This is a genomic window from Pseudoalteromonas sp. SR41-1 (assembly GCF_014164015.1).
In the GTDB taxonomy this organism is placed as follows: Bacteria; Pseudomonadota; Gammaproteobacteria; order Enterobacterales; family Alteromonadaceae; genus Pseudoalteromonas; species Pseudoalteromonas distincta.
Window position 1 is genome coordinate 134,790 of sequence record NZ_JACJEK010000004.1, and the last position, 21,102, is coordinate 155,891.

Annotated in this window: 22 protein-coding genes; 7 read left to right on the forward strand and 15 right to left on the reverse strand. The window is 38.8% G+C overall.

What is annotated here, in order from left to right:
- Positions 1 to 42: 42 nt before the first annotated feature.
- The 3 genes from H5118_RS04765 to gpmM are packed head-to-tail and all read right to left on the reverse strand — an operon-like array spanning position 43 to position 4,030.
- Positions 43 to 1,308: a S41 family peptidase gene (locus tag H5118_RS04765; protein ID WP_024597558.1), complete on the reverse strand. Its 1,266-nt coding sequence runs from the start codon at positions 1,306 to 1,308 to the stop codon at positions 43 to 45.
- A 34-nt stretch (positions 1,309 to 1,342) separates the two neighbouring features.
- Positions 1,343 to 2,482: a murein hydrolase activator EnvC gene (locus H5118_RS04770; protein ID WP_182747960.1), complete on the reverse strand. Its 1,140-nt coding sequence runs from the start codon at positions 2,480 to 2,482 to the stop codon at positions 1,343 to 1,345.
- 3 nt (positions 2,483 to 2,485) lie between these two features.
- Positions 2,486 to 4,030, reverse strand: coding sequence for a 2,3-bisphosphoglycerate-independent phosphoglycerate mutase (gpmM, locus tag H5118_RS04775; RefSeq protein WP_182747961.1), 1,545 nt, complete (start codon positions 4,028 to 4,030; stop codon positions 2,486 to 2,488).
- A 339-nt stretch (positions 4,031 to 4,369) separates the two neighbouring features.
- Between gpmM and H5118_RS04780 the strand changes: the two genes are divergently transcribed.
- The 4 genes from H5118_RS04780 to gpsA are packed head-to-tail and all read left to right on the forward strand — an operon-like array spanning position 4,370 to position 6,621.
- Positions 4,370 to 4,801 carry a rhodanese-like domain-containing protein gene (locus H5118_RS04780; RefSeq protein ID WP_024604567.1) on the forward strand — a complete coding sequence of 144 codons (432 nt, stop codon included), beginning with the start codon at positions 4,370 to 4,372 and terminating at the stop codon, positions 4,799 to 4,801.
- 31 nt (positions 4,802 to 4,832) lie between these two features.
- On the forward strand, positions 4,833 to 5,090 hold the full coding sequence (gene grxC / locus H5118_RS04785) for a glutaredoxin 3 (RefSeq protein WP_002957783.1): 258 nt from the start codon (positions 4,833 to 4,835) through the stop codon (positions 5,088 to 5,090).
- Positions 5,091 to 5,124: 34 nt separating this feature from the next.
- Positions 5,125 to 5,610, forward strand: a complete 486-nt coding sequence (secB, locus tag H5118_RS04790; protein ID WP_002957782.1) for a protein-export chaperone SecB — start codon at positions 5,125 to 5,127, stop codon at positions 5,608 to 5,610.
- Positions 5,611 to 5,613: 3 nt separating this feature from the next.
- Complete coding sequence (gpsA, locus tag H5118_RS04795; RefSeq protein WP_024597561.1) at positions 5,614 to 6,621, forward strand: NAD(P)H-dependent glycerol-3-phosphate dehydrogenase; 1,008 nt, start codon at positions 5,614 to 5,616, stop codon at positions 6,619 to 6,621.
- A 68-nt stretch (positions 6,622 to 6,689) separates the two neighbouring features.
- Here gpsA and trmL read toward each other — a convergent pair whose 3' ends face one another.
- Positions 6,690 to 7,154 carry a tRNA (uridine(34)/cytosine(34)/5-carboxymethylaminomethyluridine(34)-2'-O)-methyltransferase TrmL gene (gene trmL / locus H5118_RS04800; RefSeq protein WP_002957780.1) on the reverse strand — a complete coding sequence of 155 codons (465 nt, stop codon included), beginning with the start codon at positions 7,152 to 7,154 and terminating at the stop codon, positions 6,690 to 6,692.
- 160 nt (positions 7,155 to 7,314) lie between these two features.
- Between trmL and H5118_RS04805 the strand changes: the two genes are divergently transcribed.
- Positions 7,315 to 8,178 carry a cation diffusion facilitator family transporter gene (locus tag H5118_RS04805; protein ID WP_182194048.1) on the forward strand — a complete coding sequence of 288 codons (864 nt, stop codon included), beginning with the start codon at positions 7,315 to 7,317 and terminating at the stop codon, positions 8,176 to 8,178.
- Here H5118_RS04805 and H5118_RS04810 read toward each other — a convergent pair.
- Genes H5118_RS04810 through H5118_RS04820 form a run of 3 tightly spaced genes read right to left on the reverse strand, consistent with a single transcriptional unit; the run spans position 8,141 to position 11,174 of the window.
- On the reverse strand, positions 8,141 to 9,088 hold the full coding sequence (locus H5118_RS04810; protein ID WP_182747963.1) for an alpha/beta fold hydrolase: 948 nt from the start codon (positions 9,086 to 9,088) through the stop codon (positions 8,141 to 8,143). The genes H5118_RS04805 and H5118_RS04810 overlap by 38 nt on opposite strands.
- A gap of 3 nt (positions 9,089 to 9,091) precedes the next feature.
- Complete coding sequence (locus H5118_RS04815) at positions 9,092 to 10,507, reverse strand: ATP-binding protein (RefSeq protein ID WP_154903595.1); 1,416 nt, start codon at positions 10,505 to 10,507, stop codon at positions 9,092 to 9,094.
- On the reverse strand, positions 10,485 to 11,174 hold the full coding sequence (locus H5118_RS04820; RefSeq protein WP_024597563.1) for a response regulator: 690 nt from the start codon (positions 11,172 to 11,174) through the stop codon (positions 10,485 to 10,487). Before H5118_RS04820 ends, H5118_RS04815 begins: the two co-directional genes overlap by 23 nt.
- A gap of 165 nt (positions 11,175 to 11,339) precedes the next feature.
- Between H5118_RS04820 and H5118_RS04825 the strand changes: the two genes are divergently transcribed.
- The gene (locus tag H5118_RS04825) at positions 11,340 to 11,828 is read left to right on the forward strand and encodes a periplasmic heavy metal sensor (protein WP_182695579.1); all 489 of its coding nucleotides are present in this window, start codon (positions 11,340 to 11,342) and stop codon (positions 11,826 to 11,828) included.
- 72 nt (positions 11,829 to 11,900) lie between these two features.
- Here H5118_RS04825 and yacG read toward each other — a convergent pair whose 3' ends face one another.
- The 8 genes from yacG to nadC all read right to left on the reverse strand — a co-directional run bounded on the left by yacG (position 11,901) and on the right by nadC (position 20,216).
- Positions 11,901 to 12,131, reverse strand: a complete 231-nt coding sequence (yacG, locus tag H5118_RS04830) for a DNA gyrase inhibitor YacG (RefSeq protein ID WP_002957774.1) — start codon at positions 12,129 to 12,131, stop codon at positions 11,901 to 11,903.
- A gap of 101 nt (positions 12,132 to 12,232) precedes the next feature.
- Entirely contained in the window at positions 12,233 to 13,909 is a 1,677-nt protein-coding gene (pilB, locus tag H5118_RS04835) for a type IV-A pilus assembly ATPase PilB (RefSeq protein ID WP_007586143.1), read from the reverse strand.
- A gap of 126 nt (positions 13,910 to 14,035) precedes the next feature.
- Positions 14,036 to 14,677, reverse strand: a complete 642-nt coding sequence (gene coaE / locus H5118_RS04840; RefSeq protein WP_182747965.1) for a dephospho-CoA kinase — start codon at positions 14,675 to 14,677, stop codon at positions 14,036 to 14,038.
- 1 nt (position 14,678) lies between these two features.
- Positions 14,679 to 15,572, reverse strand: a complete 894-nt coding sequence (locus H5118_RS04845) for an A24 family peptidase (protein WP_182747967.1) — start codon at positions 15,570 to 15,572, stop codon at positions 14,679 to 14,681.
- 163 nt (positions 15,573 to 15,735) lie between these two features.
- Entirely contained in the window at positions 15,736 to 16,965 is a 1,230-nt protein-coding gene (locus H5118_RS04850; RefSeq protein WP_024597567.1) for a type II secretion system F family protein, read from the reverse strand.
- 86 nt (positions 16,966 to 17,051) lie between these two features.
- Positions 17,052 to 18,131: an O-antigen ligase gene (locus H5118_RS04855; RefSeq protein ID WP_259397887.1), complete on the reverse strand. Its 1,080-nt coding sequence runs from the start codon at positions 18,129 to 18,131 to the stop codon at positions 17,052 to 17,054.
- 327 nt (positions 18,132 to 18,458) lie between these two features.
- Positions 18,459 to 18,881 carry a pilin gene (locus H5118_RS04860; protein ID WP_182747971.1) on the reverse strand — a complete coding sequence of 141 codons (423 nt, stop codon included), beginning with the start codon at positions 18,879 to 18,881 and terminating at the stop codon, positions 18,459 to 18,461.
- A gap of 483 nt (positions 18,882 to 19,364) precedes the next feature.
- Positions 19,365 to 20,216, reverse strand: a complete 852-nt coding sequence (nadC, locus tag H5118_RS04865) for a carboxylating nicotinate-nucleotide diphosphorylase (RefSeq protein WP_182682553.1) — start codon at positions 20,214 to 20,216, stop codon at positions 19,365 to 19,367.
- 326 nt (positions 20,217 to 20,542) lie between these two features.
- On the opposite strand from nadC, the gene ampD reads away from it, so the two are divergent.
- Positions 20,543 to 21,097, forward strand: a complete 555-nt coding sequence (gene ampD / locus H5118_RS04870) for a 1,6-anhydro-N-acetylmuramyl-L-alanine amidase AmpD (RefSeq protein WP_182747973.1) — start codon at positions 20,543 to 20,545, stop codon at positions 21,095 to 21,097.
- The last annotated feature ends 5 nt before the right edge of the window (positions 21,098 to 21,102 follow it).

Genomic DNA, 21,102 nt, shown 5'->3' on the forward strand with positions numbered 1-21,102 from the left:
TTTTTATTATCTTTTTAGCTTTATTTATACAGCTTATACAAGCTATTGCATGCTGAGTAATTGTTTGGCTTTAACCAACTGTAAATCGGTTAGATTACCAGTAAGTAATTGCGCATTATTGTTAGTGTGTTCATTTTTTATTATAACGGCTTTATTACTTTGTGAAAGGTTTGTTTGATTAACCGCCACATCTGGGGTTATTCCTATTCCATCAATCGATTTACCTAACGGTGTGAAGTATTTCGCTGTGGTGAGCTTTAATGCGGTATTGCCATCACCGAGTGGAATGAGTGATTGTACAGAGCCTTTCCCAAAAGATTGGCTGCCAACAATGGTTGCTCGGTTATTATCTTTAAGTGCTGCTGCAAGTATTTCGGCTGCAGAGGCAGAATTTTCGTTTATAAGCACAACTATGGGCGCATTTTTTAGAATGTCTCCACGCTTTGCATAAAATGCTTGGTTAGCATCGTAAAAACGTCCTTTAGTCGTTACTATAGTGCCACTTTGTAAAAATAGGTCTGATACAGCCACTGCGCTTTGTAATGTCCCCCCTGGGTTATCACGTAAATCAATTACTAAGCCTTTAAGTGGGTAGCCAAAATGGCTTTGCAGGGCGGCAACTTGTAGTGCAACTTCATGTAATGTGTGGTTAGAGAAGTTATTAATAGCTATGTAACCAGTTCCAAAATCTAAAAGTTCGCTTGTTACACTTTCGAGGTTTATTTGGCGACGTGTGACATGAAAAGTGAGTGGGTTTTTATTGTTATCGCGATTTACAATTATATCTATATTCGAAAATTCACTGTCTCTTATTAGTGTTGCTACTTCGTCGATAGTACGGTTTTGAGCTGCGTTGTTGTTTACACTTACAATAATATCGCCTGGTAAAATACCTGCTGCTTTTGCGGGCGAATTATTAACCACGTTAACAATAGTCATATTCTCGTCTATGTTCTTAACTTCTATACCAATACCTGTGTAACGACCATTTGTATTATCAAATAATGAGGCTAACTCATACTCATTTAAGTACTTAGAATAGGAGTCGAGTTTTGAATATAAACGCTCAAACTGCTGGTTGTTATATTTAATATGGTGGCTATTTTGTAAGGTGAGATCTTCAACGTAATAGGTATGAATGTTAAAGAGTATTTCGTCTATTTGTTGTCTTTTAAGATCTTTAATTGAGCTTGCTAGTGCATTACTAGTAAAGGTAATTAGGGTTAGTAATACAAGTAAGTACAGACTTATATAAAAGTCTGCACTTTTTTTATTAACGGTATTTATTGTGTGTTTTTTAGTTGTCATCAGCTGCTCCAAGGCGGTGCAGCGATTTATCTAATTAAATACGTATGCACCATTTTACAGGATTTACTGCGCGTCCTTTGTGCCGTATTTCAAAGTATAGACCAGAACTTGCCTGTCCGCCGCTTTGGCCTACTAAAGCGAGGGTTTCGCCTTCACGTACCATATCCCCTACATCTCTTAGTAGCGTTTGAGCGTGGCCATATAGGCTCATAAAACCTTCACCATGGTCTACAACAATTACCCATCCATAACCTTTTAGCCAATCGGCAAATACAACTTGGCCGTTGTGCACGCTATTAATATTAGTGCCTTCTTTTGCACCAATTAACACGCCTTTCCAATCAATACCACCATGCTTACGTTGGCCGAATGTGTGCTCTAACTTGCCTTTGCTCGGCCAGTCTAATTTGCCCTTGCTCTTATTTAGGCCAAGTAATTCTATTTTTTGTGTTTTTTCTTTTTCGAGCTCTTTAATCGTTGTTACTAAAGTTTGTTGGTTTTCTTTTAAATAATTTATTGAGCTTTTAGTGCTGTTGAGCTGAGCTTGTAAGTTTTTGAGGTTAGCTTGGCGTTCACTTTGTGCATTAAGTAATGCAGTTTGGCGCCTTTTTTGTTCATCAAATAAAAGCTCTAGTTTTTCTTGCGTTTTAACGAGCTCTTCTTGGTTTTGTACTATTTGCTGTTGAAGATCTTTTAGATCTTCGATTTGTTCAATACGGGCTTTATTTAAGTAATTGTAATAGCTAAGTGTGCGCTCAAACTTGGCTGTGTCTTCTTGATTCAACAGCATTTTAGAGTAGTCGTCGCCACCGGCCATATAGGCACTTTTGAGTTGCGCGGCTAAAATTTTCTGAAACTGAGTGTGTTTTTTATCAAGCTCATCGGCTTTACTTTGTAACTCTTTTTGCTGTGTTTTAGTCTCTTTTACGGATTGCTCTGCCATGTTAAGTGCTTTAGCATTTTTAGCTATATCGAGTTCATGGCTTTTTAGATTTTTTTGTAGCGACGCTATTTTTTTTCTTTGGGCGTTATATTCAGCTTGGCTTTGCTCAAGTGCATTTTGAACCTCTGATAAGTCTTTTTTAGTACGATCTTCATTAGCAACTGCAGATGCAGCCACTAATGAAGTTAGTATCAAACCGCACTTAATTAACCGGTTAATACGTTTGTTCATGTGTTATTTCAACATCATGATAGGCGTACCAGTCATTTCTTTTGGTTGCTCCATACCCATTAAGTGAAGCATTGTTGGGGCTACATCACTCAAGGCTTTACCTTGCATTGGCTCTGCATCGCGACCAACATAAATAAAATGCACCGGTTCGCTAGTGTGGGCAGTATGTGCTTGGCCTGTTTTGAGATCAGCCATTTGCTCAGCATTACCATGATCGGCTGTAATTAGTGCTTCACCACCAAACTCTTCTAGCGCATCAACAACACGTCCGATACAGCTATCTACAGCTTCACAAGCTTTAACAGCGGCTTCAAATACACCTGAGTGACCAACCATATCGCCATTAGGGTAGTTACAAATAATAGCATCGTATCTACCGCTTTTAATTGCTTCTACCAGTTTGTCGGTTAGCATTTCTGAGTTCATTTCAGGTTGTAGGTCGTAGGTTGCTACTTGCGGCGAAGGAATTAGCTCGCGTGTTTCACCTTTAAATTCGCTTTCACGTCCGCCACTAAAGAAAAATGTAACGTGTGCGTATTTTTCGGTTTCTGAAATACGAAGCTGTGTTTTATTATTTTTTTCAAACCATTCACCGAGTACGTTTATTAGTGGTGTAGGTCCAAATGCAACAGGTGCGTCTATATCGGCTGCATACTCTGTCATCATTACAAATGCGCTAAGCTCTGGCGTTCTTTTTTTAGTAAAACCATCAAATTCAGGCTCAACAAAAGCGCGGGTAATTTCGCGGGCTCTATCTGCTCTAAAGTTAGCAAAAATAACGGTGTCACCATCGTTTATTGAAGCCGGAGTGGCACCTGTCGGCGTAATGGTCGTAGCTGCTACAAACTCGTCGTTTTCGTCGCGCTCGTACGCTGCATTAAGTGCTTCAACACCATTATCAAAATTAAAGTCGCCTTCGGCGAGCGTCATTACGTTGTAAGCTTTTTCTACACGGTTCCAACGGTTGTCTCTGTCCATTGCGTAGTAACGGCCAATAAGTGATGCTAAACGTCCGCACTTAAGTTTACTAAATAACGCTTCAATTCGTTCAATTGATGCTTTTCCGCTACGTGGAGGTGTGTCACGGCCGTCTAAAAATGCATGGAAATAGACTTCTTTAGCACCACGTTTTGCCGCCAGCTCAATACTTGCAACTATATGATCTTCATGGCTATGCACACCACCTGGGCTTAAAAGACCCATTATGTGAACCGCTTTACCAGCACTTACTGCTTTGTCTATGTTTTCAACTAAGGCTGGGGTTGAATCAAACTCGCCATCGTTAATTGCTTTGGTGATACGGGTAAAATCTTGATACACAATGCGCCCTGCACCTAAGTTTACATGGCCAACTTCTGAGTTACCCATTTGACCATCAGGAAGACCAACATCTAAACCCGAAGCCGATATTAATGTGTGTGGGCGGGTGGCCCATAAGTTGTCTAATACAGGTGTGTTAGCTGCAAGAATAGCATTACTTTGCGTATCTTCGCGGTGTCCCCAACCGTCTAAAATCATTAATACCAGTGGTTTTTTATGCTCTGTCATAATAGCTCCTGAAAATTAGTATCTGTTGATGGATACTGTGCACCTAAAAAGGTTTATTAGCGTGGTTTTAGCATACCGTGTTTTTAAGCTAGGATCAGCATTGAAAACAAGATATTAAATTTTTTCACTTATACCTCATTGACTAACCTGAACTCTGCTTGAGATAGATTTATTATCCAGAGTTCTTGTTAACTATATATGGGGGGCTTTATCGTTTTTTAAACGCCTCTAAGTGCTCCTAAACTCGCATTTTAGGTTGGTTTGGGTATACTTGCGTGGCTAAAGTACAAAATCCTTAAAACATCACGTTTTAAAACATAATTTCATAGTGGAAGTAGAATGGAACAATATATTGAATTTATTACAAATCATCCCATTTTAAGCCTTGCTTGGGTTGGTATTGTTTTCCTTATTGTTAGTGGCTGGATAAAAAGTAAGCTTTCAGCTGTTCGTCAAATAAATCCCCAGCAGCTTACGTTACTTATTAACCGTGATGACGGTCAAGTAATCGATATACGTGCGCAAAAAGAGTTTAATGCAGGGCGTATTTCTGGTGCTGAGCACTTAAGCCCAGAGAATGCGAAAAAATCTGACTTTTCAAGCCTTGAAAAGTACAAGACTAAACCCATTATAGTTGTATGTACTACAGGTATGACTGCCCAAGGTACTGCAGCCGCTATGAGTAAAGCTGGTTTTGAACGAGTTTACTTATTAGCAGGTGGCATGGGTGCGTGGCAATCTGCCAGCTTACCAACTACAACAGGTCGCTAATCAGTTTAGCTAGGCCGATAGAGGATTTATTATGAGTAATGTTGTTTTATACACCAAGGCGTATTGTCCATTTTGTCAGCGTGCTCTTTCGCTTTTAAACAGCAAAGGCGTTGAATACACAAATTATGATATTGGTGTGCAGCCTGAGCTACGCGATGAAATGATTGCCAAAGCAGGTGGTGCAAGCACAGTACCGCAAATTTTTATTAATGATGAACATATCGGTGGCTGCGACGACATGATGGCTATTGAAGCGCAAGGTAAACTTGACGCTAAGCTAAACGCTTAATTTAATTATAATAACGAACAAGTTAGGAATAACAATGAACGAAGAAAATCAAAACGTAGCAGCTGCAGAAGCTGGCGCACAATTTACTATTCAACGCATTTACACTAAAGATGTATCGTTTGAAACGCCAAACTCTCCGGCCATCTTTCAAAAAGAATGGACACCAGAAGTTAAGCTAGACCTAGATACACGCTCAAACAAGTTGGACGAAGGTGTATTTGAAGTTGTTTTAGCGCTAACTGTAACTGCATCTATTGGTGAAGAAACTGCGTTCTTATGTGAAATTCAACAAGCAGGTATTTTTACTATTGCTGAAGTTGAAGAAGTGCAACTTGCGCACATGCTAGGTGCATTTTGTCCTAACGTATTATTTCCATATGCACGTGAAGCTGTTTCAAATCTTGTTAACCGTGGTACTTTCCCACAGCTTAACCTTGCGCCAGTTAATTTTGATGCGTTATTTGCACAATACATGCAACAACGTACTGCGCAAGCTGACCAGGCTTCAGCAGACGCATAACTTATGAGTACAGCAACTACAGCTGTTACTGTATTAGGGGCGGGGTCTTACGGCACCGCCCTTGCTATTTGTTTAGCCCGAAATGGTCACCAGGTGACACTTTGGGGAAGAAATAGCGACGACGTTGCCACGCTTGCAGCTGAGCGGAAAAATCAACGTTACTTACCTGATGCTCCTTTCCCAGATACTCTTACTCTTGAAGCTAACCTACAACATGCCGTTGCTAGCAGTGCTATTGTACTTGTTGTTGTGCCAAGCCATGCTTTTGGCGACACGCTTGCGCAGATAAAACCTGCATTGCAAGAGGGTGCTAAAGTAGCGTGGGCAACTAAAGGGCTTGAGCCTAATACTGGACGTTTGTTACAAGAAGTTGCTTTGCAAGAATTGGGTGATGACATACCACTTGCGGTACTTTCGGGTCCTACGTTTGCAAAAGAAATGGCGATGGGGTCACCTACAGCTATTTCAGTGTCTTCTACGTCACCTGAATTTGCGCAGCAACTGGCTGATTTACTTCATTGTGGTCGCTCATTCCGTGTGTATAACAATGATGACTTTATTGGTATACAGCTCGGTGGTGCGGTTAAAAATGTAATTGCAATTGGCGCCGGTATTTCGGACGGTGTAGGTTTTGGTGCTAATGCGCGTACCGCGCTCATTACCCGAGGCCTTGCAGAGCTCACTCGTTTAGGCTGTGCTTTGGGTGCTAAGCCAGAAACCTTTATGGGAATGGCAGGCCTTGGTGATTTAATACTAACCTGTACAGATAACCAATCACGTAATCGTCGATTTGGTTTGGCGTTAGGTAAAGGCGAGAGCGTTGATGCTGCTATTGAGTCTATTGGCCAAGTAGTTGAAGGCTTTAGAAACACTAAAGAAGTGTACTTACTAGCGCAGCGTGCTGGCGTAGAAATGCCAATCACTGAGCAAATTTATAAAGTACTTTATGAAAATAAAGACATGAAAGAAGCCGCTATGGCTCTTTTAGGACGAGAACAACGCGCTGAATAAGCGCTTGAGCTAGGCCTTAACTAAAAAACCGACACTATGTCGGTTTTTTATTGCCTAACGGATTATATTTACTGGGCGTTAGGGAAGCCCAACTGACGCCACGACTCGTAAACAAACACGGCGACTGCATTTGACAGGTTCATACTACGACTATTTGCTTGCATAGGAATACGTACACGCTGATCGTTTGGTAATGCTTGAATCATTTCATCAGGCAGGCCGCGTGTTTCAGGACCAAATACCAAGCAGTCGCCAGCTTCGTAACTTGCTTCATGATGAAATTGACTGCCTTTAGTTGTACAGGCATACACTTTTTTAGGTTTGCATTTCTCAAGGTAGTCCTCAAATGAGGCATGGCGTTGAACATGGCTAAATTCATGGTAATCAAGGCCCGCACGTTTCACGCGTTTATCGTCCCATTCAAAACCTAATGGCTCAATTAAATGTAATGCATAGCCAGTATTGGCACATAGGCGAATAATATTACCTGTGTTAGGCGGTATTTCAGGTTGGTATAAAACAATATCCAGCATAATGAGCCTTATAAAATAATCTGTAGTTTGACGAAGGGCAGTATACACGAAACCTTTTAAAAAAATGATATACTCAACACATTCAATACAGTGATTAATGGATACACGCGTGCATAACCGTAGCTACGAATTTTGGGTTAAAACTTCCAGCATTGTTACCATGGTCATGGTTAGCTTAATGATCGGCGCAAAAACATGGGCCTGGCTGGCTTCTGGCTCAGCTTCAATGCTTGGCTCGTTAACTGATTCGTTAATGGATATTACTGCCACCGCAATGAGCTTTTTAGTGTTGGGTTACGCACTGCGCCCAGCGGATGATGATCATAGATTTGGACACGGAAAAGCTGAAGCACTTGCAGGACTAGGCCAAGCCGCATTTATTGCAGGCTCAGGTTGCCTACTTGCTTTTCATGGTATTGAGCGATTATTTAACCCTATACAGTTAAGCCATTCTTTATTAGGTGTGTGGGTAAGTATTTTTGCTATTGCGTGTACGCTTGTCATTGTATTTGTACAAAACAAAGTGGTTAAGTATACCGATTCAATTGCTATAAAAGCCGACTCAGTACATTACAAAGGCGATTTAATATTAAACGCTGCGGTGCTGTTAGCTATTTTGTTAGCTTATTATGGCGTGTTGTATGCAGATCCTATTTTTGCAATAGGTGTAGCGGGTTACTTACTTTATAACAGTTGGGATATAGCTCGCGATAGTGCCGATCACTTAATGGATAAAGAGCTCCCGGATGACGAAAAACAAAGCATATTTGACATAGCCAGAGCCCATGCTGATGTGCATGGCGTGCATGACATTCGTACTCGCCAAGGCGGTAAAGTTAAGTTTATTCAAATGCACTTAGAGCTTGATGATCATTTAAGCTTGATTCGCGCGCACAATGTGGCTGATGAAGTAGAGGCAATGCTCAAAGAACGTTTTGAGTCGGAGGTAGATATACTGATCCACCTCGACCCTTTGTCAGTACTTGTTAAGCCGTCACCGAATCACAAAATTGATAAAAGTTAGTTAATAGCGGCTTTCGAATTTCGTCACGTTCAAAAAGTAGCTCGTGTTTAGCGCCTTCAAAACTCTCAATCGTTGCATGAGCATGCCTTTTTGCAAGACTGTACTGTGCTTCGTTGTTTACCACTGTATCGCTAGCTGCACTTGCTATAAACAAAGGGATTGGTACGTTTAGGTTATCAACAGACTTTAAAAACGATATTGTAGCTGCTAGCCAGCCAAACGTAACGCCACCTAATTGTATGTTAGGTTCTAATTTATAGGTTTGCCTAAAGTAGGTGTAACGCTTCTCGCTGCTAGTAAGTACGTTTTCGGCAAATGGGATCGGGTTGTAGTTGCCTTGCCCAAATGCATAGCAAGAGTGTAAACCAAGTAAAGAGGCTAATTTAACAATAAACTTCGTTGGTATTTTTGGTACGTCTTTTGTAAAAATATCAAACATAGGAGCAGACAAAAACACGCCTTTATAGCTATTTTCAAATTTTGCTAAATAATCAATAGCAATGGCGCCACCCATTGAATGAGCCAGCATGACTTTTTTACCTTGCCAATGCTTTGAAACTATTTGCTGATCAAAGTTATTTAGGTCACTGCTGTAGTTATTATAATGTTTTACAAAGCCTTTATGTTTATTTTTAAGGTGCCTGTAAGAGCGGCCCTGACCTTGATGATCCATAATAAACACAGCAAAATTATTACAATACAGCTCCCAGAGCAGTTCTTTATATTTTTCTAGGCCTTCAATACGCCCTGTACTTACTACTATTGCGGTTGTCGCGTTTTTAGGGATTGCGTATGCGTAAAATAGCTTTCCTGATGGCGTATCTAAGTAGCTTTTAATTAAATTTGAAGTATAAAAAACATTAATGGCCTCTTGATTGCTCTCAAGCTGGGCTTCTGAACTATAAAACATGCTTTACTCTTTTATTAATGGCAAGGTTATATTAGCACACAAGCCACCTAGTTCTTTATTTGATAATACTAGACTGCCACCATGCGCAGTAATAGCATTTTTAGCAATCGCCAGCCCTAAACCCGTACCACCACTTACGCGATCCCGCGCATCTGATTGCCTAAAAAAGGGCTCACAAAGCTTGCTCAGTTGATCATCGGGCACACCAGAGCCATCATCACATATTTCTATATAAATGGCATCTGTGTGCTTTAGAGTAATGCTAATTGTATTGTTTGCGTATTTAATAGCGTTACGAAGTAGGTTTTCAAGCGCACTGGCAATAAGTGTTTCGTCGCAATTAATATTTACCTCTACAGCGCCCACTATATTTAGCTGCTTATTATTTTGTTTTGCTTCAAACTGCGCATCGTTAATAACGTGATCTACAATTATTTGTAATGATTGTTTTTGCAGTGAAAGCGCTTGGCTTTTTGCTTCTAAGCGAGAAACTTGCAGCACGTCTGCAATCATCTTATCAAGTTGGTTTGCTTCTTTTTCTATGCGTAATAAATACGATTGGCTAGCGTCGTTAGCTTGCATTTGCGCAAGACCGGTAGCCATTTTTAAACGCGTAAGGGGTGAGCGTAACTCATGTGATATGTCGGCTAATAAGCGTTTTTGTGAACTAATTAAAAGCTCTAGCTGATTGGCCATGCTGTTAAAGTCTCGCCCAAGTATTCCCAGCTCATCTTTTCGGTTTACAGAAATGTCGGCTCTTGCGCTTAGGTTGCCCGCTGATAGTTTAATAGCTGCTTTTTTAAGACTATTTATAGGGGCTATTAAGTTACGGCTAAATACAAAGCTTAAAATAAGAGAGGCAACAATTGCGATGACTATTTTCATCCAATTAGGCATAAGCTTAAAGCGCATTAATAGCGGCGGTTGATGGTTAATATCTATTTCATAAAGATAAAAACTCCCTTCAGGCACGTTTATATTAACAGGGCCGAAGGCTTGATATTTTTCAGTAAAAATAATTTGTGGTGACATATTTTGAGTAAAGTTTAATAAACTTAAGTCGATGCTCTCTGGCACCTCTTTACTACTAAGGGAGTCTTCGCTTTGAGCTGCGCTTAAGTATAAAAGTTTACGCTTTGATAGGCGAGGGTGTACTAATACATCGCTTAGGCTGCGCTTATGTTTAATAGCAGTGCGCTCAATACTTTTAGCGGTATATATTAAGTTTTTTTTCATCGGGCCATAAAGCGGCTCGTTAGTTACCGCGTTAATAGCGGTAATGTTACTTAAAAATATAAGCGCTGCAACGGTGCCGATTATAGTTAACCAAAACCAAATAAATATTTTAAAAAACAGGTAGTGCCCAGGGTGTTTTAACCAAGCAAAGTAAGTGCTTTTATTCGCCTTGGATAAAGACATAACCCGTACCTCTCATTGTTTTAATTCGCTCACCTGGAATATGCTCTGCTATTTTTTTGCGGATATTACTTACATGCATATCGATAGAGCGATCAAAAGAAGCTAAACGCCTACCTAGTACTTCTTCACTAATTTGCTCTTTACTAACCACTTCACCTGCATTTTTACACAATAGCGTGAGTATTTCGTACTCTGTACCAGTAAGCGTTAGTGTAGAGCCGTCTATTGAGGCTTCTCGAGCTGCAAGGTTAACAGTAATGCCATTAACGAGTAACTTACTCGTTGTAGCTATATTTAAACTATTAATGTGCTCTATACGGCGAGTTATCGCTTTTACGCGGGCTAGTAATTCACGATGATTAAAAGGCTTTGGAATGTAATCGTCAGCGCCTAGCTCTAGACCAAAAATACGGTCAAAGTCTTCACCTTTTGCTGTAAGCATTATTACCGGTGTGAGTTTTGTTTGCCTAAGTTGTTTAAGTACTTCAAAACCATCAAGCGTTGGTAACATTACATCTAGCAATATAAGGGCGTAGTCATTTGCTTGTGCTAGTTTAAGGCCTTGTTCACCGTCGTGTACGCTTTGTATTTCAAAGCCTTGGACAGTTAAATATTCACTTAATAGCTCACAAAGGCCAGTGTCGTCATCAATCATTAATAGTCTCATTTACAAACCCTTAGAGTTGTTTATAGCGTTATTTTACCCGCTAAATAGTGCAAAGGTGAATCTTTACACAACCTTTACACTGCTTTGCGTTACTTTGCGTTGAGTTAGGTATAGTTAACTCACTGGCTTAGCAGCCACAACCAACCCAATATTAAGGTAATGATTATGACTAAATTAAACACACTTTCAAAATTAGTACTTATCTGTGGCTTAGCAACAGCAACGCTTGGTGCTGGTAGCGTGTTAGCTAAAGGCGACGGACATAAGCAAGGCCATTCTCAAGCTCGTTTTTTACTTTCTGAGCGCGGCGTTGAAAAATTAAACCTAACAGATGAGCAGCAAACTAAGCTAAAGGCTATTTTTGAAGCGCAAAAAACACAAATGAAAGCTCTGCGTGGCGACGATAAAGAAGCCCGTAAAGCGATGCGTGAAGCGCACAAAGCAAAAATGGATGCATTACTTTCGGCTGCGACATTTGACGAAAATGCAGCAAAAGAGCTATTAAATGAACGCCGCGAAAAAGGTGAGCAATTTGGTTTAATTAAACTAAAAACACAACACCAAGTAATGCAAGTGCTTAACGCTGAGCAAAAAGAGAAGTTTGCTAAAATGCAAAAGCGTATGAATAAAAAGCACCGTAAACAAAAAAGTTAATTTTACTTTTTTGTAAATACTAAAAAACCAGCGTAATGCTGGTTTTTGTATTTAGGGCATTATGAAGATAAATCACTTAAAAAAGTCATCTTCATTTTTAGCCATCATTGCCTCAATATCTTCTATCATGTCTTGGCTAAACTCTTCAGCCGAGGTGATTGGTGCAGAAATTTTATTATTTTCGAACGACCATTCACCTAAATCAATTAGTTGGCAGCGCTTTGAGCAAAAAGGGCGAAATGGGCTTTGCTCTGACCATTCAACTTTAGTTTTACAGGTTGGGCAGTTTACAACAGTAGGCATAAATTACTCTCTACAAATTTTTGGTGCATATTACATTACTTATATATGAGTCTCTAGCTATAAGGCTCTGAGCTTAGAGCCTTATCTTTTACTGTGGGACTTTAAAAATTGGTTACGCGGTTTATTTCACCAAGGGATGTAAGGCCATCGGCTGCTTTGCGTAAACCCGATAAACGTAAATTATTAAAACCGGCTTTAAGTGATACGTCTGCTATTTCAAGCGAGTTACCACCGCGCATAATAATTTGGGCAATTTCAGGAGTAATTTGCATTACTTCGTAAATACCCACACGCCCTTTGTAACCATCAGTACAGCTATCACACCCTTTAGGCATATATAACGTCATTTCTTCAATTTGCTCGGCGCTAAATCCTTGGCGAGCCAGTTCTTCACTCGGAAGTTGTTCTGGCGTTTTACATTTAGGGCACAAGCGACGTGCTAAACGCTGGGCTATTATTAAGCTAATCGAACTTGCTACGTTATAAGCAGGTACACCCATATTTAATAAACGAGTGATTGTTTCCGGCGCTGAGTTTGTATGCAATGTTGATAAAACCAAGTGACCTGTTTGCGCCGCTTTTATTGATATTTCTGCGGTCTCTAAGTCACGTATTTCACCTACCATAACTACATCAGGATCTTGACGTAAAAATGCGCGCAGTGCGTTGGCAAAAGTCATGTCGGCTTTAATATTTATTTGTACTTGGTTTACACCTTCAAGGTTAATCTCAACCGGATCTTCCGCAGTACTAATATTACGCTCAGGTTGGTTTAATATATTTAAACCTGTGTATAGCGATACTGTTTTACCAGAACCCGTTGGCCCTGTTACAAGTATCATCCCTTGAGGCTGGGCAAGCGCATCCATGTAAAGCTTTTTCTGCTCAGGCTCATAGCCTAATACATCAATGCCTAACATAGCGCTTGATGAATCAAGGATACGCATTACTATTTTTTCGCCCCACAAGGTAGGCATGGTACTTACACGAAAGTCGATACTTTTGCGTTCAGTAATTTTTAGCTTTATACGACCATCTTGTGGTTTGCGTTTTTCGGCAATATCGAGTCGCGACATTACTTTAATACGCGCAGAAAGCTTGGTGGCTAATGTATTAGGTGGGCTTGCCACTTCATGCAAAATGCCATCAATACGAAAGCGAATACGGTACTTGTGCTCATACGGTTCAAAGTGTAAATCAGAGGCGCCTTTTTTAATGGCATCCATTAAAATTTTGTTGATGTATACGATGATAGGCGCATCATCTTTATCGTCATCTTGTGGTGCTGTATCTCTTTGGCTTTCTGAGTCTAAGTCAGCAAATTCTTGAAACTCGTCATCAGTTAGATTTAAGCTGCCAGTGGCATCTAGTAATTGCTCTATTTTGGTATCGAGTTGAATATAATCAACAACAACAATTTCGCATGAAAGACCGGTACTAAACTCAAAGTTTTCGAATGCGCCGTAATCTGTTGGGTCTGATGCTGCTATATAAACTTTTCGATCTTTTTGAACAAGCGGCAAAATATGATGTTTACGTATAAGTTTTTCTTTTACGAGGTCGGCCGGGATTCTTGTAGGATCAAAGTCTTTTAAATCAAAATAAGGTACGCGAAACAAGTCGATACATTGTTCAGCTAAATCTTTACTATCGATTTTTCCACATTTAGAAATAAGCTCAGCTGTTGAGGCAAATTCATTTTGTTTGTTTTTAACCGTGTCGGCATCAATGCGGCCAAGGGTTATAAATTTTCTCAATAACGGTGAGTTAATATTCATTGCGCACCTGTTTTATTCCTTCAATAGTAAGCAATTTATCAGAAAAAAGAAGGGGATTACATCACCTTTCATTCATTGTTGTGATTTTACTAACTAAAATACGAGTTTGTGTGAGTTAGGACAGTGTTATTGTGAGTTAGTTTTGTTGTGTAATGCATATTGTAGGTACTTTTTATGAAGATCAACAAGTTCTATATTCACTAGGTTTAAACTACGGTCGTTATTTAAAATATCATCCGCTTTTTGTTGCTTATCATCACGTGACATTTGCGAGGCAATAATACTTTTAACTTGCTCACTACTTGTGTTGTCACGTTTTGCTGTACGCGCTACTTGTACAGAGGTTGGTACGTCAATAAGTAAGGTATGGTCGCAATATTTATCAAGGTTGTTTTCAAACAATAAAGGCGCTACTAAAACAACATAAGGGCTAGTTGCATTATTTAAATCGTTTAGTATTTTTGCGCGAATAAGAGGGTGTAGCAACGCATTAAGCCATTCTTTGTCACTGTTGTTAGTGAATATTTTTGCGCGCAATTCTGCTCTATTTAATGTGCCATCAGGCAATAAAATATCTTTGCCAAAGTGTGCTGTAATCGCTTTTAGCCCTTTGCTATTTGGGAGTACGACTTCACGCGCAATTATATCGGCATCAACTATTGTAATACCAAGCTCTTCAAACATGTTACTGATGGCCGTTTTACCACAGCCAATACCGCCTGTTAAGCCTAATACCCAGCTGTTTACTTTAGTTATTTGCTCACTCATTTTAATAACCTATTAAATTAAAATAAGCGCCTTGAATTTGGTTGCCCCAAAGCATGGTGATCCAGCCTGCTATCGCTAAATAAGGGCCAAAAGGGATAGGGGTCGCTTTGTCTTTACCTTGTATGCTCAACAGCGTAATACCTATAATGGCACCTACTACGCTCGAAAGCAGAATAATAGTAAGCAATGACTGCCAGCCAAGTAACGCCCCAAATACAGCAAGCAACTTAAAATCGCCATAACCCATGCCTTCTTTACCGGTTAGTAACTTAAATAACCAAAACACGCTCCATAAGCTTAAATAACCGCAAGCCGCACCAATAATGGCATCGGTTGGTGTAATTGTGTAACCCATTACCGAGGCAATGAGTGCAAGCCATACTAGCGGAAGTGTAAGTTGATCTGGCAGTAACATGTGGTCAATATCAATAAAGGTCAGAGCTACCAATATCCACGTTACAAAAATATATAAAAGGGCTTGCTCGGTCGCACCAAAGCTATAGGCAACAATTAAACTTAATAGGGCAGTAATTAGCTCTACAGCAGGATAACGGGCCGAAATAGGATTACTGCAGCTTGCGCATTTACCTTTAAGTATTAACCAACTAATAATAGGAATATTCTGCCAAGGCTTAATGGCTGTTTTGCATTTAGGGCAGGTAGAGTTGGGTTTTACTAAGTTAAAAGGCTTATTGATATTGGCTTGTTTAGATTTATTAGCTGTAAGCTCATCATCTAGCAATATGCGGCATTCGCTTTGCCACTCACGTTGCATCATCAGTGGTAAGCGATAAATAACCACATTTAAAAAACTACCAATACATAAACTAATTAAGCCAATAGTGGTTAAATAAAACCACAACTGGCTTTGCATTACTTCAATAATACTTTGCATCATATTACCTGAAAATTATTTTAAAAATTAAGCGTTTAAAAATTAAGTGAAGTATTTATCACATAGAGAAGTGAAAGAGAGTAAATGAGAAGACATTAATAGCCATACCTTATCAAAAAAGTAAGCCTCTCTTTTATTTCCTGTAAATTGTTATTTTTGGTAATTAAATAACAGAGCCAAGTTGGAAAATAGGTAAGTACATCGCAACAATCAAGCCACCAACAAGTACACCTAGTACAGCCATAATAAGTGGCTCAAGCAGGCTTGAAAGGCCGTCTACTGCATCATCAACTTCTTGCTCGTAAATAGTCGCTACTTTAGCAAGCATACCGTCTAGTGAGCCAGATTCTTCACCAATCGCAACCATTTGTATTACCATATCAGGGAATATTTTTGAGTTACGCATTGCCCAGTTCATTTGATTACCAGAGCTCACTTCAACTTTAATATCTAAAATGGCATATCGATAAACAGCGTTACCTGAAGCGCCTGCGGCAGAGTCAAGCGCATCAACCAGCGGCACACCTGCAGCAAACGTAGTCGACAGAGTTCGTGCATAGCGAGCAACAGCTGCTTTGTTTAAAATCATACCAATTACTGGCAGTTTTAGTATAGCTCGGTCGGTTGCATCTCTGAGCTTTAAACTTCTAAGCTTGGCTTCTTTAAAAGCGTATCCAAAAGCTACAATAGCGATTAGTATCATCCACCAATATGCTTGCATAAAGTCTGATATGCCAATAACAAACAAAGTGAATGCAGGAAGCTCTGCCCCAAAACCTGCAAATATATCTTGAAACTGCGGCACTACAAATATTAATAGTATTGAGGTTACAATGCCGGCGATTACTAATACTGAAATAGGATAAAACATCGCTTTTTTAATTTTTGATTTTAGCGCTTCGGACTTTTCTTTATATAAAGCAACTCGGTCAAATATTTTATCAAGTGCACCAGATTGCTCGCCAGAGGCTACAAGGTCGCAATATAAATCATCAAAATAACGTGGGTGTTTTCTAAGTGCAGTAGATAGTGGTTGCCCCGCTTTTACTTCATCAGCAATAGTTTCCATTAATTTGGCGACACTTTTATTGGTCGAGCCAGAGCCAATCATTTCAATGGCCTGTATTAAAGGAACGCCCGCCATCAACATAGTCGCAATTTGGCGAGTAAGTAGTGCTATATCTTTAGGGGTTACCTTTTGAACACTTTGAATACCGAACAGTGGTTTTGCTTTACGCTTCACTTTTGAAGGAGTGATACCTTGCTTACGAAGCTGAGCTTTTACTAATGCAATACTATTACCTGTAAGCTCGCCTTCAAGTTTCTTCCCTCGTGCACTTACACCGACCCACTGAAAAGTATCGAGGCCTTTATCTTGTTGTTTTTTTGCCATTAAGAGTACCCAGCTGAATTTGGTTTAAACTTCATTATTACAAGCATAACTTAAACTAATGATTCTTGGTAGAAAAGTTGGACGCTTTAAAATCGTTGCCCAACGGACCAAAATCTAGGCCCGTAAATGTAGCCCTTATCAGGGTCAATATTATTATAAATACTTATCGCTTTTTGTAAGTAAAGGTACCATGCAAAAATAAATAAAATGGCTATTAAAGCTTTTAAGTATTTATTTATGGAAATGCTTTGGATACTTTTTTTATTGATTCTACCAAGTAGCAACCCCCACATTATAAATAAGAGTGTTTGCGAAACCGGCATTACATGCACACCAGAAAATAGTGAGTATGTAATTCCTATAGCAAAAGAGTAAAAGAGGCTTTCAGTAATGATGTCTTTTTTATGCTTTTTTAAATGTGTTATCGCTTTTTTAAATGTTGTAAAAACAGCGGTTAAAATACATATAAGGGCGATAAGACCCCATTCATTTAAAATTTCAATTAATGAATTGTGGGGGTGACTAAAAGGGGCTGAACTGCCAAGTGACATTTCAAATACTCCAGGACCATTGCCGATAAATAAATGCTTTAAAGATAGGTTAGAAAAAGTATTAAACCATAGCTCGATACGGCCTGAGGAGGATGTGCGTAGTATTTCAGTACCTCCTTTATTTAATGAATCCAGGGCATAAAAAGTAATACAACTTAAAGCAAGGCAGACTAATCCAATAAGCACTTGTTTTTTTAATGTAGTTTTTAAAGCGAGAGCAAAAATAGAGATGGCTAAAAATGAGAGTAAAGCCCCACGAGCTTGGCCAATAAATATAAGTAATAAGTTTAAAAATAAAATAATAAATACGATACGCTGTATGCTTTTAAATTTTAGGAGTAACACTAAAAATGGAAGAATAAATACCTGTACTTGATTAAAAAAGCGAATGTTAATAAAACCGGAATAGATTATGTAGGGGTTTAAGGGCTGTTGTTCTGATAGCGTAAAAATTATATTAAGTAGGCATATTAAAACTAAGCTTGTATGGGTTATTAATAATGCATAAATGATAAATAAAACAGGTTTTTTATCATTTATAGTGCTTACATAGTACATAGTTAAAATAAGTAAGCTTATATGAAACGTGTACAGCAGGCTAAAACTTTGCTCCATACTCATTAATGATGATAAGCAACCACTAAATATGAAAGTTATAAAAAGGGGAAAGTGTCTTTTATTTTGTGAAAGCCTTTTAGGAGAATCATTATTGCTTAGAAAGCAATAAATAAATAAAAAGTTAATGCAAAGCAAAAAAAATATTTGAGAGATTCGCTGATGATTGTGGTAATCATATGAGGTTATTGGTATTAATGGAACTAGTGAAAGCAGAAAGAACAAACTAAAAAGTAATAATATTATAAATTTTTCCAAGCTCACAAGCTTCTTGTCTTTTAAAAGCGCCAATTAAGGCGCTTCTAATTATGAATTATGAATTATGAATTATGAAAATGGGCAGCTTTTTGGTGCTAAAGCTTGGTTGTCAGCGCCTGTAATGCCCTGTGTTGCGCATGACCATGAGCCGTTTGCATCTCTAGTCCACTTTATTGTTGCGCCAGCAATTTGTGTAGGGGCGTTTAAAACTGTACACAAGATTCCTGAGCTGTCAGTTAATATAGTGCAATTTCCAGTGGTTGTTTGTAATCCGACTGTTGCATTGTTAATTGTAGTCTCACCAGAATTTGCCGCAACTTCGTAGCCTGTTTTTCCTGCTGAGATTTCTGCTAAGGCAGCCGTTAACTTAGACGACGCTTGATAGTTTGAGTAAGCAGGCAATGCAATTGCTGCAAGAATACCGATGATTGCTACTACAATCATTAATTCAATTAGGGTGAAACCCTGTTGTTTTTGAGTCATTGTTTTCATGTTTCCTCTCCTAAAGGATAGATTTTTGTAACTTAAATCACTTAAGCGGCAAAATGCCTCACTCAATTTAACTGATTTACTTTACAGTTTTACTTAAAATTAATTTTATTACACTTTAGCTTTAGAGTATGAAACACAAAAGCCGAATGTGAATTCATTATGTTTAGTACTAATTATAAAAGTTTACTAAGTGCACTACATGTTGTAGCAGCAAATAGTATAGGCATAAAGTAAGTAGTTTAGTTGCTTTAGTTTTTAATTATGTCTTTAAAAACCAAAGGCACTAGTTATTTATGACTACCTTTTTTAATAAAATAGTACAACAGAATTAGTCTACCATTTTATTTTAGTGTTTAGCACGTATCTTCTTATAAAAAAGCGATTTTATTTAACAATTTGTTACAAAGTAAGCCTTTTGGGTTATTTAATGCTTTTTTACTTAACTTGTCAATTGATTAGCGGTATTAATTACCCATTATTGCTTTAAAATTGTTCAAAACGCATCGACAAATCGATTGATTGTAAGTTTTTTGTTAATGCCCCGCTTGATATAAAATCGACACCTGCTTGTGAATAAGTTTTGAGCGTTTCTAGGGTCATATTGCCTGAAACCTCTAATTTTGCGCGCTTATTGGTTAAAATTACAGCTTGCTTAATTTGCTCTACGCTAAAGTTGTCGAGCATAATTATGTCGGCGCCAGCTTCAATTGCTTGCTTAAGTTCAGGGAGTGATTCTACTTCTACTTCGACAGGTTTGTTTGGGTGATTTTGTTTAGCCTGAGTTACGGCTTTGTTTATTGTGCCACAAGCCGCTATATGATTTTCTTTAATTAAAAATGCGTCAAATAAACCAATACGATGATTTGCACCCCCACCACATTTTACTGCGTATTTTTGAAGTGCTCTAAGGCCTGGTATGGTTTTGCGTGTATCGAGTAGTTGCGTTGTTGTGCCGCTTAGCTCTTTTACATAATGTGCTGTAGTAGTGGCTGTACCCGATAACGTTTGTACAAAGTTAAGTGCAGTACGCTCGGCAGTTAATATTGAACGAGCTGAACCAGTGGCTGTAAATAATGTGCTGTTTGCTTTAACTGCGTCGCCATCATTAATAAGTACATTAACCTTAACGCTTGGGTCTACTTGTTTAAATACTTCAAGGATGATGTCTTTTCCACAAAAAATGCAGTCTTCGCGAGTGATTACTTTAGCGTTTGCTTGCTCATTTTGAGGGATCAATTGCGCGGTAATATCGCCTTCTTGTGCTGTTTGATAATTTAAATCTTCGTCAAGTGCAAGAGTAACAAGCTGAGTAATAAGAGTGTGCGAGATAGACATGGAATGCTCATAAGCGTTAATAAATTAGGCAAATTTTACTATGTTTATAAAAGAAAGAGAAGCGATTGCCTTTTCACCAATATAAAGATAAGCGCGTATAGTAAATTAGTATCTACGTGTGGGTTTGTATTATCTGTAGGTGAGGTTTTATACCTCGCTTTTAATTTCAAAATTTACGTTACATGAGCGGATGTAAATTAGCACCTAAGTGTGGGTTTGAATTATTTGCAGGTAGGGTTTTATACCTGTTTGTCACTATCATTGTTTTAATAAATCCTTTAGCATCAGTGCTATGTATATCTTGATATTTATATAATAAACGTATCATGAAAATAGATTTAAACGGTGTTTTAAGTACTGTAGCGCAGCGGCCTTGTTCGCATTTTGATGAACGCTCTGATGAGGCTGATATTTCTTTATTGGTTATTCACAATATATCATTGCCAGCAGGGCAGTTTGGTACCTCTTTTGTTGATGAGTTATTTATGGGTAGCATTGACTGCAATGCTCACTCGAGTTTTAGTGACTTAAAAAATTTACGTGTGTCGGCCCATTGCTTTATAAAGCGCACCGGTGAGGTTATACAATACGTGCCTTTTAAAAAACGTGCTTGGCATGCCGGGCAATCTGAGTTTGAGGGCGTATCTGCTTGTAATAACTTTAGCATTGGGATTGAGCTTGAAGGTACCGACACCACGCCATACTCTTTAGCGCAATACGAAGTATTAGCTACACTTAGTAAATCTATAATACAACGCTATCCAAAAATTACCCCTTCGCGTATTGTTGGGCATTGCGATATTGCCCCGGGACGTAAAACCGATCCTGGCAGTAGCTTTAATTGGCCATTGTTTTTTAATATGCTTGAACAACTAAGTTAAGAGAG

Excerpts from the sequence above, each read along its gene's own strand:
- H5118_RS04765 (WP_024597558.1), bottom strand. The coding sequence starts at position 1,308 with ATGACAACTAAAAAACACACAATAAATACCGTTAATAAAAAAAGTGCA.
- H5118_RS04770 (WP_182747960.1), bottom strand. The coding sequence starts at position 2,482 with ATGAACAAACGTATTAACCGGTTAATTAAGTGCGGTTTGATACTAACT.
- gpmM (WP_182747961.1), bottom strand. The coding sequence starts at position 4,030 with ATGACAGAGCATAAAAAACCACTGGTATTAATGATTTTAGACGGTTGG.
- H5118_RS04780 (WP_024604567.1), top strand. The coding sequence starts at position 4,370 with ATGGAACAATATATTGAATTTATTACAAATCATCCCATTTTAAGCCTT.
- grxC (WP_002957783.1), top strand. The coding sequence starts at position 4,833 with ATGAGTAATGTTGTTTTATACACCAAGGCGTATTGTCCATTTTGTCAG.
- secB (WP_002957782.1), top strand. The coding sequence starts at position 5,125 with ATGAACGAAGAAAATCAAAACGTAGCAGCTGCAGAAGCTGGCGCACAA.
- gpsA (WP_024597561.1), top strand. The coding sequence starts at position 5,614 with ATGAGTACAGCAACTACAGCTGTTACTGTATTAGGGGCGGGGTCTTAC.
- trmL (WP_002957780.1), bottom strand. The coding sequence starts at position 7,154 with ATGCTGGATATTGTTTTATACCAACCTGAAATACCGCCTAACACAGGT.
- H5118_RS04805 (WP_182194048.1), top strand. The coding sequence starts at position 7,315 with ATGGTCATGGTTAGCTTAATGATCGGCGCAAAAACATGGGCCTGGCTG.
- H5118_RS04810 (WP_182747963.1), bottom strand. The coding sequence starts at position 9,088 with ATGTTTTATAGTTCAGAAGCCCAGCTTGAGAGCAATCAAGAGGCCATT.
- H5118_RS04815 (WP_154903595.1), bottom strand. The coding sequence starts at position 10,507 with ATGTCTTTATCCAAGGCGAATAAAAGCACTTACTTTGCTTGGTTAAAA.
- H5118_RS04820 (WP_024597563.1), bottom strand. The coding sequence starts at position 11,174 with ATGAGACTATTAATGATTGATGACGACACTGGCCTTTGTGAGCTATTA.
- H5118_RS04825 (WP_182695579.1), top strand. The coding sequence starts at position 11,340 with ATGACTAAATTAAACACACTTTCAAAATTAGTACTTATCTGTGGCTTA.
- yacG (WP_002957774.1), bottom strand. The coding sequence starts at position 12,131 with ATGCCTACTGTTGTAAACTGCCCAACCTGTAAAACTAAAGTTGAATGG.
- pilB (WP_007586143.1), bottom strand. The coding sequence starts at position 13,909 with ATGAATATTAACTCACCGTTATTGAGAAAATTTATAACCCTTGGCCGC.
- coaE (WP_182747965.1), bottom strand. The coding sequence starts at position 14,677 with ATGAGTGAGCAAATAACTAAAGTAAACAGCTGGGTATTAGGCTTAACA.
- H5118_RS04845 (WP_182747967.1), bottom strand. The coding sequence starts at position 15,572 with ATGCAAAGTATTATTGAAGTAATGCAAAGCCAGTTGTGGTTTTATTTA.
- H5118_RS04850 (WP_024597567.1), bottom strand. The coding sequence starts at position 16,965 with ATGGCAAAAAAACAACAAGATAAAGGCCTCGATACTTTTCAGTGGGTC.
- H5118_RS04855 (WP_259397887.1), bottom strand. The coding sequence starts at position 18,131 with ATGGAGCAAAGTTTTAGCCTGCTGTACACGTTTCATATAAGCTTACTT.
- H5118_RS04860 (WP_182747971.1), bottom strand. The coding sequence starts at position 18,881 with ATGAAAACAATGACTCAAAAACAACAGGGTTTCACCCTAATTGAATTA.
- nadC (WP_182682553.1), bottom strand. The coding sequence starts at position 20,216 with ATGTCTATCTCGCACACTCTTATTACTCAGCTTGTTACTCTTGCACTT.
- ampD (WP_182747973.1), top strand. The coding sequence starts at position 20,543 with ATGAAAATAGATTTAAACGGTGTTTTAAGTACTGTAGCGCAGCGGCCT.